This window comes from Galbitalea soli, assembly GCF_010686725.1.
GTDB classification, from domain to species: domain Bacteria; phylum Actinomycetota; class Actinomycetes; order Actinomycetales; family Microbacteriaceae; genus Galbitalea; species Galbitalea soli.
Genome location: NZ_JAAGWZ010000002.1, coordinates 846,546 through 858,854, shown reverse-complemented (window position 1 = coordinate 858,854; position 12,309 = coordinate 846,546). Strand labels below are relative to the sequence as shown.

Sequence of the window (12,309 nt, the reverse complement as noted above, 5' to 3'; positions counted from 1 at the left end):
TCAACGCCACCACCGGCGAACTGATCCGCGAACTCACCCTCGACCCCACCAAGGACTACCAACCCCAAAACAAAGAAAACCGCTGAACCCAGGGGTTCAACGGTTTCCTATGTCCCGAGACAGGACACTGTGGATCCAAGGGGATTCGAACCCCTGACCCCCTGCATGCCATGCAGGTGCGCTACCGGGCTGCGCCATGGACCCCGGTCGTCGCCGTGAGGCAACTCAAAAAGTTTACTACAGACTGGAGGTATGGCTGACACCGTCTCTCCGATCACCGTCGCAGTCACGCGAACCGTCTCGCCCGAGCGTGCCCGCGAGGCCGCCGCGTGGGCGCGCTCCGGGCAGGACCTGATCAGCAGCTTCCCCGGGTACCTCGGATCCGGCTGGATCCGGCCCGATCCCTCGTCACCGGAGTGGCACATGCTGTTCCGCTTCGCCGACGCCGACAGCCTGGCCGTGTGGGAGAAGTCACCCGAGCGGGCGTGGTGGGTGTCGACCGGTCACGGACTGGTGGAGCACGGCGACTACCAGCTGCGCACGGGGATCGAGGGCTGGTTCGATGTGCCGTCCTCGGTGGAGGTCATCGCCTCGCAGAACCCGGCTCCCCCGCGCTGGAAGCAGATGGTGTCGATCTTCATCGTCTTCTATCCGCTGAGCGTGGCGGCGAACTACGCGCTGAGTCCCGTGGCGTCGGGAATCCCGATCTGGCTTCGCGTGCTGATCTCGGTCGTCGTGCTGACGCCGATCATGACCTACTTCGCGCTGCCGCTCGTCACGCGGGCGTTGCGCCCCTGGCTGCTGCGCCGCTGACCGGCAGCTGGATGGGGATGGCGGGGCAGTCCTTCCAGAGCCGCTCCAGCGAGTAGTACATGCGGTCCTCCTCGTGGAAGACGTGCACGACGACGTCGCCGAAATCGAGCAGCGTCCAGCGGCCATCCTGCCGGCCCTCCCGACGGAGCGGCTTGGCGCCGGCCTCGATCATCTTGTCTTCGATCTCGCCGGCGATGGCGACCACGTTGCGCTCGTTGCGCCCGGTGACGAGCAGGAACACGTCGGTCAGCGGCAGGGGCCCTGACACGTCCAGCGCGACGAGGTCCTCGCCACCCTTCGAATCCGCAGCGGCGGCCGCGATCGTCATGAGCTCGATGGCGCGGGGAGTTGCAGTCACGTGGTCCTTAGTAGTGGTGGGTCAGAAGCCGTGGATCGCGATGACGACGAGGAGACCGACGACCGCGAGGCCGAGGACCCCGGCGGCGACGATCATGATCGTCAGGGGGCGATTGCTGCGCGGCTTCTTGCTGTCGATCACGCCGCGGGTCGACGTGTGGGTGCTGATCGCGCGGATCGCGCGGACGGGGGCCGAGTCCGTCGACGTCACCTGGGTGTCGTCGGGGTCGTCCTCGTAGTCGGAGTTGTCGACCCGGTGCGGGTGCGCCCCGGTGGCCCCGAGACTGCGTGGCAGGTCGATGGAACCGGTGACCAGGATCTCGCCGGTCGACGTGAACGGCGCGGCCAGGATGTCACCCGCGTCGGGCACCGAGGGCAGGACGAGCGAGCTCGTCGTGATCGGGCCGGCCGCGCCGACGCTGCGGCTGATCGTGTCTTCGAACACCGAGTCGTCGGCCTGCTCGGCCTGCATCGACCAGTGCCCCGTGGTGCGGGAGGCGGACGTCGGCTCGATGAAGACGGGATCCACCGAGGCGGGAGCGGGCGCGGGTGCCGGTGCGGGTGCCGGTGGCGCGAACGACTGCGCGGGCGCAGCGGGCGTGGGCGGAACGAGAGGAATCGGCGCGACCACGGGTGCGGGCGTCGCGGCGGCGGGCGCCACGGGTGCGGAAGTGGGCGGTCCCCAGAGCGGTGCCGCGATCGGCGCCGCGGCGACGGTCGGGGTCGGCATGACGGGGGCGGCGGGCGCTGCGGGAGTCGCGTTCTCGGCGTCGCGACGAGCACGAGCGAGACTGTCGAATTCGGCCATCGCGGCCTGCAGCGCCTGCGACTCGCCGACAGGGGGCGCGAGCGTCGGCAGCTTGATGGGTCCGGAGTGGAGCAGGGTGTCGATGGGCTCCGGTCGCGCCTGAGCCGCGGCCGCGGCCGCCTGCGCCTCACGGGCCGCGCGCAGCTCGCGCAGTTCGCGCCGGGTGAGGGTGTGATTGGAGAACTCGTCGTCGCCCGGGAAGCCGGACTCGATGGCGGTCCGCGTCTGAGCGGCGCCGATCGCGGGGGTGAAGCTGGGCGGCGGAGCCGCGGCCAGTGAACCCGTGCCGCCCTGGTAGCCGGCGGGCGGCTGACCGATCGTCGGGCTGCCGGTGGCGGGCGCCACCGACGGGGCACCGATCGTGTGGTAATCGAGCTCGGATGCGGCATCCGCGCGCGCGGCATCGGAGGTCACCCCGCGGAACTGCTCGCGGTTGATCGCGGCGCGACGCCCCTCCGGGCTGAAATCGCGGACGCGGTAGCCGGGCTGCTCCGCGGAGGAAGCCGCAGCGGCACCCGAAGGAGCGGGCGAATCGGGAGCGGTGCCGGGCGCCTGGCCGTAGCCGGGAGGCGGAACCGTGTCTTCGGCCGCGAGCGGGCGGTTGCGGAAGGACGGTCCGTCGTAGCTGGGGATCTGGGGTCGACCCTGCGTCACGTAGGTGAGGGGTTCGTGGCCGGCGTCGGTGCTCGGCAACTGGGCGCGACGACCGCTCACGCGGGGACGCAGGGCCTCGGACTCGCCGGAGACACCGCCCTGGGCATCCGTCCCGGCTGCCGCTGACGGCTCGAAGGTGTACGGATTGGGGTCGACTTCCGGCTGAACGGGCGTCTCGCCTCGCTCACTCTGTCGAACCGCGCGACGCGAATGCGGCGGCGGATCTTGGAATGTGGTCATGCAATACTCCGATACAAGTGGTGCTTGGAGATGTACTGAACGACACCATCGGGAACCAAATACCAGACGGGAAATCCCCGGCTCACCCTGTTCCGACAATCCGTTGAGGATATCGCCAGCGCGGGGACTTCTAGCGAGCTTACGCCCTGCTCCGGCAATGCGCTAATGGCGAGGTCGTGTCCCGGACGCGAGACGGCGACGAAATGGGCGAGCGACCAGAGCTCCGCGACGTCCTTCCACTCCAGGATCTGGGCGATCGCGTCGGCGCCCGAGATGAAGAACAGGTCGGCATCGGGGCGCTGCCGCCGGAGATCCCTCAGGGTGTCGATCGTGTAGGTGGGGCCGGTGCGATCGATGTCGACCCGGCTCACGGTGAAGCGCGGATTGGCCGCCGTGGCGATGACCGTCATCAGGTAGCGATGCTCGCCATCGGTGACCTTGGGCTTCATCCAGGGCTGGCCCGTGGGGACGAAGATGACCTCGTCGAGGTCGAACTTCTGCTGCACCTCGCTGGCAGCCACGAGGTGGCCGTTGTGGATGGGGTCGAAGGTGCCGCCCATCACGCCCACGCGCGCTCGGCGGGTCGCCTGCGCGTCGAGTGCGCTGTCGGGCATGCGGTGCGGCTCTTAGTGGCCGGCGCCGGTGTGCTGGTGGTCGTTCACGCCACCCTGAAACTTGTCCTGGTGGCGGTGCGCCACATCGCGGTAGCTCCAGGTGACCACCCCGAGGGCGAGGAACACGGCGAACGCGATCCCCGCGAACGCGATGGGCGGCATGAGCAGCGGGGCCTTCGCCTCGGCGGCGACAAGGATGGTGGCCAGCAGGTGCATGGAGTCTCCGTTCAGAACTACTGAAATTCTAGCCGCGCACCTGGCCCGAGCCGCGCACAATCCACTTCGTGCTCGTGAGCTCGGGGAGGCCCATGGGGCCACGGGCATGCAGCTTCTGGGTCGAGATGCCGACCTCCGCGCCGAAACCGAACTCGCCCCCGTCGGTGAACCGGGTGGAGGCGTTGACCATGACGACGGCGGAATCCACCTCGGCCAGGAACCGCTCCGCCCGGGCGAGGTCGTTCGTGAGGATCGACTCCGTGTGGTGGGTGGAGTAGCGCTGGATGTGCTCGAGCGCGGCGTCGAGGTCGTCCACCACTCGCACCGAGAGGTCGAGCGACATGTGCTCGGTCGACCAGTCCTCCTCGGTGGCGGGAACGGTGTCGGAGACGAGGGCGCTCGTGCGGTCATCCGCGTGGATGACCACCCCCTGCTCCCGAAGCCGCCCCAGTACCGGCGGCAGCAGTCGCTCCGCCGCGGCCGAGTGCACGAGGAGCGTCTCGAGCGCGTTGCAGACGCTGGGACGCTGCACCTTCGCGTTGCTGACGATCTCGATGGCCGTCTGCGTGTCCGCGGACTCATCGAGGTAGATGTGTACGACGCCGGCGCCGGTCTCGATCACGGGAACCCGCGACTCGGTCACGACCGTGTTGATGAGGTCGGCGCTGCCCCGCGGAATGAGCACGTCGACCTGCCCGCGGGCCTGCATCAGCTGGCGTGCGCCCTCCCGACCGAACTCGTCGATGGTCTGGATCGCCTCGGCGGGCACGCCCTCGCCCGCAATCGCGGCCTGCAGCAGCTCCACGAGCACGCGGTTGGTGTTCTCGGCGGCCGAACCGCCGCGCAGCACGACGGCGTTGCCGCTCTTGAGCGCCAGCGCGGCGATATCGATGGTCACGTTGGGGCGGGCCTCGTAGATCGCGCCGACGACGCCGAAGGGCACGCGGACCTGGGTCACGTTCAAGCCATTCGGCAGCACCGAACCGCGAATCGTCTGGCCCACCGGGTCGGTGAGCGTGGCGATCTGGCGCACGGCCGCGCGCAGACCCTCCAGCCGGCCGACGTCGAGGCGCAGCCGGTCCTGCATTCCCGCGCTGAGTCCGTTCTCCCGCGCGTTCGCGAGATCGAGCTCGTTCGCGGCAAGGATGCGCTCGGCCCCCGCGATGACCGCGTCGCCGATCGCCTCGAGCGCGCGGTTCTTCTGCGCGGTGGTCGCCTGGGCGAGCACCCGCGACGCGACGCGCGACGCGTCGAGCTTGTCGGTGAAGGAAGGGGCGATCAGCGCGGTCTCAACAGCCATGCGGCAAGTGTAGAACGGCGCGCCGCTCAGCCGCGGGGCGCGGCGTCGAACCAGGTGCCGACGGGGAGCCCGGTCAGGGCATCCGCCACCTTCGCCGCAGAGGTGAGCAGCACGGGCGTTCCGGCGGCGGCGGCGTGCTTGGCCGCCGCGACCTTCGTGCCCGCTCCCCCGGTACCGACGCCCGCAGCCCCGATGTCGCCGAACGTGACACCCAGCAGGTCGTCGTCGAAACCGACGTGGTCGATGCGCACGGCCCCCGGCTCGTGCGGCGGCCGCGTGTAGAGCGCGTCGACGTCGGAGAGCAGCACGAGCGCGTCGGCGGCGACCAGCTCCGCGACGAGCGCCGCCAGCCGGTCGTTGTCGCCGAAGCGGATCTCGTGGGTCGCGACCGTGTCGTTCTCGTTGACGATGGGCAGGATCCGCAGCCCGAGCAGCCGCTCCATGGCCCGCTGCGCGTTGCTGCGATGCGAGGGGGTCTCCATGTCGCCCGCGGTCAGGAGCACTTGGCCGGCGACGATGGAGTACCGGCGGAGGCTCTCCTGGTAGCGGTAGATCAGGATGTTCTGGCCCACGGCAGCGGCGGCCTGCTGCGTGGCGAGGTCGGTGGGTCGGGCATCCAGCTGAAGGAACGGCATGCCGGTCGCGATCGCCCCCGACGACACGAGGATGACCTCCGCCCCCCGCGCGTGCGCCGCCGCGAGAGCGTCGACCAGCGGCCCGATCTGCGCGGCGTTCGCCCCGCTGATGGACGACGAGCCGACCTTGACGACGATGCGCTTCGCGGTGGCGAGCCCCTCGCGCGAGAGCACGGCGTCAGTCATCGCTCGCCTCCTCGTCACCGGCCTTCTGGATGGCGAAGCCCTCGTCGTCGCGCCAGAGCCCCGCCTTGCGCTCGGCCTCGAGCTCGGCGCGGGCGGCCGCCTTCGCGTCCATCCGCTCGAGGTAGGTCTGGCGTCGGGTGCCGTGCGTGGGACGGTCGTTCTGGAGCAGGCGCGGGTCGGTCCCGCGAGGCGCGGTCATGAGCTCGGCGGTGGAGGTGAGGGTCGGCTCCCAGTCGAAGACCATGCCATCGCCCGGACCGATGATGACGGTGGATCCCGCCACGGCACCCGCCTTGAACAACTGGTCTTCGATGCCGATCTTCGCGAGCCGGTCGGCGAGGAATCCGACGGCCTCCTCGTTGGTGAAGTCGGTCTGCTGGATCCAGCGCTCCGGCTTCGTGCCCAGGATGCGGTAGACGTTGCCGTAGGTGCCGCCCTCGACCTTGATCTCGAAGGCGTTCTCGCTGACTCCGCGGGGCCGCAGGACGATGCGCGGCGCCGCGGGCGTGAGCGCCTTCACCGCGCGGTCGGCCTCGACCAGCTCGGCGAGCGCGTAGCTGAGCTCGCGCAGACCCTCGCGGGAGACCGCGGAGATCTCGAACACCCGGTAGCCGCGCGCCTCGAGCTCCGGTCGCACGAACTCGGCGAGCTCGCGCGCCTCGGGCACGTCGATCTTGTTGAGGGCGATGAGCTGGGGGCGGTCGAGCAGCGGGAGCTGGCCATCCGGGACCGGGTAGGCGGCGAGCTCCGCGAGGATCACGTCCAGATCGCTGATGGGATCGCGACCCGGTTCGAGTGTCGCGCAGTCGAGCACGTGCAGCAGCGCCGTGCAGCGCTCGACGTGACGAAGGAACTCGAGGCCGAGCCCCTTGCCCTCGCTCGCCCCCTCGATGAGGCCCGGAACATCGGCGACGGTGAACCGCACCTCGCCGGCCTGAACCACCCCGAGGTTGGGGTGCAGGGTGGTGAAGGGGTAGTCGGCGATCTTGGGCTTCGCCGCCGAGACCGCGGCGATGAGGCTCGACTTGCCCGCGGAGGGATAGCCGACGAAGGCCACATCGGCGACCGTCTTGAGCTCGAGGACGATGTCGCCCTCCCAGCCCTCGGTGCCGAGCAGCGCGAAACCGGGCGCCTTGCGCTTCGTGGTCGCGAGCGCGGCGTTGCCGAGTCCGCCCATGCCGGCCGGGGCGACGACGTAGCGCATGCCCGGCGAGTCGAGGTCGATGAGCACCGACCCGTCGGCGTCGTGAACGACGGTGCCCACGGGCACGGGCAGCTCGAGAGTCTCGCCGTGCGCGCCGGCACGGTGGTCGCCCATGCCCGGTCCGCCGTTGGCCGAGCTGCGATGCGGGGCGCGGTGGTAGCCGAGGAGGGTGGTCACCTGCGGGTCGCTCACGAGGACGATGTCGCCGCCGTTGCCGCCGTTGCCGCCGTCGGGGCCGGCGAGGGGCTTGAACTTCTCGCGGCGTACCGAGACGCAGCCGTTTCCTCCGTGACCCGCGCGAAGGTGCAGGGTCACCTGGTCAACAAACGTTGCCATGGCGATTGCTCCTTCTCTCTGATCGTCGGATGCGCGGTCTCGCGCTCCGCCACAAACAACAAAAGCGAGCCGAAGCTCGCCTCTGCTGGTGGTGCTGAAAACTAGTCGGTGACGATGTTGACGACCTTGCGGCCGCCCTTCGCGCCGAACTCGACCGCACCAGCGGCGAGGGCGAACAGGGTGTCGTCGCCGCCACGGCCGACGTTGGCGCCGGGGTGGAAGTGGGTGCCGCGCTGGCGGACGAGGATCTCGCCCGACTTGACGACCTGGCCGCCGTAGCGCTTCACGCCCAGGTACTGGGCGTTGGAGTCACGGCCGTTGCGGGTGGAGCTTGCGCCCTTTTTGTGTGCCATCTGCTATCGACTCCTTGCGACTACTTGATGCTGGTGATCTTGACGCGGGTGAGCTCCTGGCGGTGGCCCTGGCGCTTCTTGTACCCGGTCTTGTTCTTGAACTTCTGGATGACGATCTTCGGGCCGCGGAGATCTCCGACGACCTCGGCCGTCACGGTGACCTTGGCGAGCGCCTTGGCATCGTGGGTGACCGTGTCACCGTCGACGAGCAGCACCGGCGCGAGCTGGATGTTGCCGTTGTCATCGGCCTTGATGCGGTCGAGGACGACAATCGTGCCGACCTCTACCTTTTCCTGCCGACCACCGGCGCGCACAACTGCGTAAACCACTTGAAACCCTTTGTTAGGAAGATTGACTCGTAGAACTAAGCTCTTGGCGTTGAACGCGGGCTCGGCCCAGCACACACCAAGGGTCAATACTACGTGTTCGGCGGCGCTTCGGTCAAACGCAGCCGGAGGGACGGGATGATCATCCTCGCCTCAATCGTACCGGCAGCCGCCGACCACCCCCGACCGCGCAGACCTCGACCTACAATCGGGCCATGACGGTGCTGATCGATGAGCCCATGTGGCCGGCGCACGACACGGTCTGGGGTCACCTGGTGAGCGACAGCTCGCTGGATGAACTGCACAGCTTCGCCCGCGCGGCGGGGCTCCCCCACCGAAGCTTCGACCACGACCACTACGACGTACCCGCCCACCTGTGGAACGATCTCGTGGCGCTCGGTGCCGAACCCGTGACGGTGCGCCAGATGGTCGAGCGCCTGCGGGCGAGCGGGCTCCGCGTCACCCAGCGCGAGAAGCGCGGCCTCTGAACCGGGCCCCGCAGCCCCCGGGCTGTAGCGGCCCCCGGGCCGTAGCGGCCCCCGGGGCCTCGCGGCCCCGGGCTCACCGCCGGAGCGGGAACCCGGGCGACGGCGTCAACTGTCGGCGGCGCCCGACTCGGTCGTCACGATTCCGCCGCCGGTGCTGGACGCCCGGCGCGAGGTGCGCGAACGCCCCTGGCCCGGCTGCTTCGGCTCTGGCAGCGCGTCGAGCACGGAGTCGAGGATCTGCTCCGCATCCTTCGTGCTGATGCGGCGCTGCTGGCGCTGCGGCGCGACGACCGGCACGGGGATGTCGAGAATGGCGACGGCGGCCTCGGCGGCGGCCTTCGGCTCGTCGACTGCCGGGCTGGGCGCCGCCGGTGCCTCCGACGCGCTCACGACGGGGGTCTGCGCCACCGGTTCGGCGGCGTGGTCGGTGTGCACCGTGCTCGCGGCGATCTGCGCGAGCGCGTGGCGCACGTCCTCGGTGATCGCGTGGGTGCCGTTCGCTCCGTTCGCGGGCGCCTGACTGCTGCGCGGCGCGGTGGGGGCCGAGCCCTGGCCGCCCGAACCGCGGCCACCGCGACCGCGGCGACCATTGCCCGAGCCCTCCGGCTGCTGCTGCGGGGTCTGGCGGTGACGCGTGACCGGGTCGTGGTGGATGATGATGCCCCGACCCGCACAGTGCTCGCAGGGCTCGCTGAACGACTCGATCAGCCCGAGCCCGAGCTTCTTGCGCGTCATCTGCACGAGACCGAGGCTGGTGACCTCGGCGACCTGGTGCTTGGTGCGGTCGCGGCTGAGGCACTCGACGAGACGGCGCAGCACGAGGTCGCGGTTGGACTCGAGCACCATGTCGATGAAGTCGACCACGATGATGCCGCCGATGTCGCGCAGCCGGAGCTGGCGCACGATCTCCTCGGCGGCCTCCAGGTTGTTCTTGGTGACCGTCTCCTCGAGGTTGCCGCCCGAGCCGACGAACTTGCCGGTGTTGACGTCGACGACGGTCATCGCCTCGGTGCGGTCGATCACGAGCGAACCGCCGGAGGGCAGCCACACCTTGCGGTCGAGCGCCTTCTCGATCTGTTCGCTGATGCGGTAGGCGTCGAAGGCGTCGCCCTGACCCTCGTACTTCTCGACGCGGTCGAGAAGATCGGGCGCCACGGAGCGGAGGTAGGTCTCGATGGTCGCCTGCGCGTCATCGCCGGCGATCACGAGCTTCTGGAAGTCCTCGTTGAAGACATCGCGGACGATCTTGACCAGCAGGTCGGGCTCGCTGTGCAGGAGCACGGGCGCCTGCGAGGTCTCGACGAGTCGGCTGATCTCGGCCCACTGCGCCGTGAGGCGGTTGACGTCGAGCGTCAGCTGCTCCTCGGTCGCTCCCTCCGACGCCGTGCGCACGATGACGCCCACGTTCTCGGGAAGCACCTGCTTGAGGATCGCCTTCAGCCGGGCGCGCTCGGTGTCGGGGAGTTTCCGGCTGATGCCGTTCATGGAGCCGTTGGGCACGTAGACGAGGTAACGGCCCGGCAGGCTGACCTGGCTCGTGAGCCGCGCGCCCTTGTGCCCGACCGGGTCTTTCGTGACCTGCACGAGCACGCGGTCGCCGGGCTTGAGCGCGAGCTCGATGCGCCGGGGCTGGTTGCTCGATGAACTCTCGGCGGCCGCGGCATCCCAGTCGACCTCGCCGGAGTAGAGCACCGCGTTGCGGCCGCGACCGATGTCGACGAATGCCGCCTCCATGCTGGGGAGCACGTTCTGCACCCGCCCGAGGTAGACGTTGCCGATGAGGCTCGCCTCGGCGGCCTTCGCCACGTAGTGCTCGACGAGCACACCGTCTTCGAGCACGCCGATCTGGATGCGCCCGTTGCCGGAGCGCACGACCATGACGCGGTCGACGCTCTCGCGGCGGGCCAGGAACTCCGCCTCGGTGACCACCGGGCGGCGGCGTCCCGCGTCGCGGCCGTCGCGACGGCGCTGCTTCTTCGCCTCGAGACGGGTGGAGCCCTTCACACGCTGCGGCTCGGTGATGGGTTCGGGTGCCTGCCGCGGCTGGCGCACCTTGACGACGACGCCGGGGGCGGTGTCGCCCTCGCGCAGTTCCTCGCCCGGGCGGCGACGCGAACGACGACGGGGCGTGCCCTGCTCGTCACCGGAGTTCGGCTGGGGTTCGGCATCGTCCTGACCGCGGGCCGGGGCGCGCGGCGGCACCATGGTCGGCAGGTCGGGCGCCTGGAACAGCAGCGAGGTCGTGGGAAGCGGCGGCTTGCGGCGCGTCGTCGGCGGTGCCGGCTCGGCGCTCGCCTCGGGAGCCGGGGCCTCGCCGGCGGACGACTCGGCGGCGGCGGAGAAGCCGGCGGTGGTCGCGTCCGCAGTGGTCGCTGCCGCCGCGGTCTTGCGCGGCGCCCGGGTGCGGGCGGCCGGCTTGTCGGCGGGGACTGTGGTCTCGGCGGCGGACGTTGCCGCCGGGGCGCTTATGCCGGCCGCCTGACTGTCGCCGGCCTGAGTGTCAGCGGCCTGAGTGTCAGCCGGGGCCGCGACCGGAGCGCCACCGTCGGCCGCGAGGCCGGGAGCGGTCTGGTTCGCGTTGACGTGATCGGCGGCCGATCGGCGTCCGCCGAACAGTCGCGAGCGCTTCTTCGGTGCTTCTGAGGGGGTGTTGCTGTCTTCGTTTGTATTCACCATTGCTGGTGTACTCCTTGACCGTATGGGCAACCGCGCCGCCCACCGGGTACTCTCTCGAGCGCTCTTCGCGAGGCGAATGCGCTGCTAATCCTTCATGTCTGCAATCCGTGTTCCCCCGCTCGTCGGGAGCGGAGGCATTCGGTGCCCATGTATGTTTCTCGGTTCGGAACTGGCTATCCGACATCCCAGCGGTCCCGGTGTCTCTCAACACCCTGTGTCTTACGACACCCGGTGTCTCTCAACACCCCGCCGGTTCGATGGCCCGGTTTCATGCCCGGGAAGCCTTCTTTGGCGCCAGTGCGAGCGCGGCTCGGCTGACTATGTGAAATTATCGCATGCATTGCCGGGAAGCCGTCATTTCGGCCATGCAATAATCCGAGGGTGACCGACACCCTCCCGCAGAAGCGGCCGCTGGCCCTGGCGATCTTCCTCATCGTGGCCGGTGCGATCGGGTGGATCGCCGCCTTCGCCCTCACGCTCGACAAGTTCCAGACGCTCGAGCACCCGTCGTCGTCGCTCAACTGCAATTTCAGCGTCATCGTGCAGTGCGGCAAGAATCTGGCCTCGGCTCAGGGCTCGGCGTTCGGCTTTCCCAATCCCATCATCGGGCTGGCCGGCTTCATCGCGCCGATCGCCGTCGGTGCGGGTCTTCTCGCCGGTGCCCGCTTCGCCCGCTGGTACTGGATCGCCTTCAATCTCGGCGTGGCCTTCGCCCTCGGCTTCGTGATCTGGCTGATCTCGGTGAGCATCTTCATCCTCGGCACGCTCTGCCCCTGGTGCATGATCGTCTGGACGGTGACGATTCCGATGTTCTTCGCCGTCACCCTGCACAATCTGGGCACCGGCGTGATCCCCAGCCCGCCCCGCGCCCGCGCGTTCTTCGCCGCCGCGCGCAGCTGGGTGCCGCTCATCAGCCTCGGCTGCTACCTCATCGTGGCGATCATCGCGCAGCTCCGGCTGAATCTGCTCTCGTTCCTCTAGGCGGGATGATCGGCGAATCCCTGTCGATTCACAGCCGATCCACACCTCCGCCTTGTCAATCGCTCGGCGCGCTCCCCTACTTTGCCGATCGTTACAATCGAAGCAATCAACCGGATGAGGGC

The 12,309-nt window shown here is 69.4% G+C and carries 13 protein-coding genes and 1 tRNA gene; 3 read left to right on the top strand and 11 right to left on the bottom strand.

Annotated elements, in window-relative coordinates; genetic code table 11:
- Window positions 1-130 precede the first annotated feature (130 nt).
- Window positions 131-204, bottom strand: a tRNA-Ala gene (locus tag G3T37_RS10245).
- A 48-nt stretch (window positions 205-252) separates the two neighbouring features.
- On the opposite strand from G3T37_RS10245, the gene G3T37_RS10240 reads away from it, so the two are divergent.
- A complete protein-coding gene (locus G3T37_RS10240; protein WP_163473638.1) occupies window positions 253-813 on the top strand; it encodes an antibiotic biosynthesis monooxygenase in 561 nt (186 codons plus the stop codon).
- On the opposite strand, the gene rsfS is transcribed toward G3T37_RS10240, so the two are convergent.
- From rsfS to rplU, 9 genes are all read right to left on the bottom strand, one after another.
- A complete protein-coding gene (gene rsfS, locus G3T37_RS10235) occupies window positions 776-1,171 on the bottom strand; it encodes a ribosome silencing factor (protein ID WP_163473636.1) in 396 nt (131 codons plus the stop codon). The two genes, G3T37_RS10240 and rsfS, sit on opposite strands and share 38 nt — an antisense overlap.
- Window positions 1,172-1,192: 21 nt before the next feature.
- Entirely contained in the window at window positions 1,193-2,872 is a 1,680-nt protein-coding gene (locus G3T37_RS10230; protein ID WP_163473635.1) for a hypothetical protein, read from the bottom strand.
- Window positions 2,869-3,486 (bottom strand): nicotinate-nucleotide adenylyltransferase, encoded by a 618-nt coding sequence (nadD, locus tag G3T37_RS10225; RefSeq protein ID WP_163473633.1) that lies wholly within the window; start codon window positions 3,484-3,486, stop codon window positions 2,869-2,871. Before nadD ends, G3T37_RS10230 begins: the two co-directional genes overlap by 4 nt.
- Window positions 3,487-3,498: 12 nt before the next feature.
- Complete coding sequence (locus tag G3T37_RS10220) at window positions 3,499-3,702, bottom strand: hypothetical protein (protein WP_163473631.1); 204 nt, start codon at window positions 3,700-3,702, stop codon at window positions 3,499-3,501.
- A 28-nt stretch (window positions 3,703-3,730) separates the two neighbouring features.
- Window positions 3,731-5,002, bottom strand: a complete 1,272-nt coding sequence (locus G3T37_RS10215) for a glutamate-5-semialdehyde dehydrogenase (protein ID WP_163473629.1) — start codon at window positions 5,000-5,002, stop codon at window positions 3,731-3,733.
- A 26-nt stretch (window positions 5,003-5,028) separates the two neighbouring features.
- Entirely contained in the window at window positions 5,029-5,823 is a 795-nt protein-coding gene (proB, locus tag G3T37_RS10210) for a glutamate 5-kinase (protein ID WP_163473627.1), read from the bottom strand.
- Complete coding sequence (gene obgE, locus G3T37_RS10205) at window positions 5,816-7,363, bottom strand: GTPase ObgE (protein WP_163473625.1); 1,548 nt, start codon at window positions 7,361-7,363, stop codon at window positions 5,816-5,818. Before obgE ends, proB begins: the two co-directional genes overlap by 8 nt.
- A gap of 101 nt (window positions 7,364-7,464) precedes the next feature.
- Window positions 7,465-7,716: a 50S ribosomal protein L27 gene (gene rpmA, locus G3T37_RS10200; RefSeq protein ID WP_163473623.1), complete on the bottom strand. Its 252-nt coding sequence runs from the start codon at window positions 7,714-7,716 to the stop codon at window positions 7,465-7,467.
- Between the two features lie 20 nt (window positions 7,717-7,736).
- A complete protein-coding gene (rplU, locus tag G3T37_RS10195) occupies window positions 7,737-8,045 on the bottom strand; it encodes a 50S ribosomal protein L21 (RefSeq protein WP_163473622.1) in 309 nt (102 codons plus the stop codon).
- A gap of 212 nt (window positions 8,046-8,257) precedes the next feature.
- Here rplU and G3T37_RS10190 point away from each other — a divergent pair, with 212 nt between their 5' ends.
- The gene (locus tag G3T37_RS10190; protein WP_163473620.1) at window positions 8,258-8,530 is read left to right on the top strand and encodes a DUF4031 domain-containing protein; all 273 of its coding nucleotides are present in this window, start codon (window positions 8,258-8,260) and stop codon (window positions 8,528-8,530) included.
- A 105-nt stretch (window positions 8,531-8,635) separates the two neighbouring features.
- Here the strand turns inward: G3T37_RS10190 and G3T37_RS10185 are convergent, their stop codons facing one another.
- Window positions 8,636-11,206 carry a ribonuclease E/G gene (locus G3T37_RS10185; RefSeq protein WP_163473618.1) on the bottom strand — a complete coding sequence of 857 codons (2,571 nt, stop codon included), beginning with the start codon at window positions 11,204-11,206 and terminating at the stop codon, window positions 8,636-8,638.
- A gap of 381 nt (window positions 11,207-11,587) precedes the next feature.
- Here G3T37_RS10185 and G3T37_RS10180 point away from each other — a divergent pair, with 381 nt between their 5' ends.
- Window positions 11,588-12,187, top strand: a complete 600-nt coding sequence (locus G3T37_RS10180) for a vitamin K epoxide reductase family protein (protein WP_163473616.1) — start codon at window positions 11,588-11,590, stop codon at window positions 12,185-12,187.
- Window positions 12,188-12,309 lie beyond the last annotated feature (122 nt).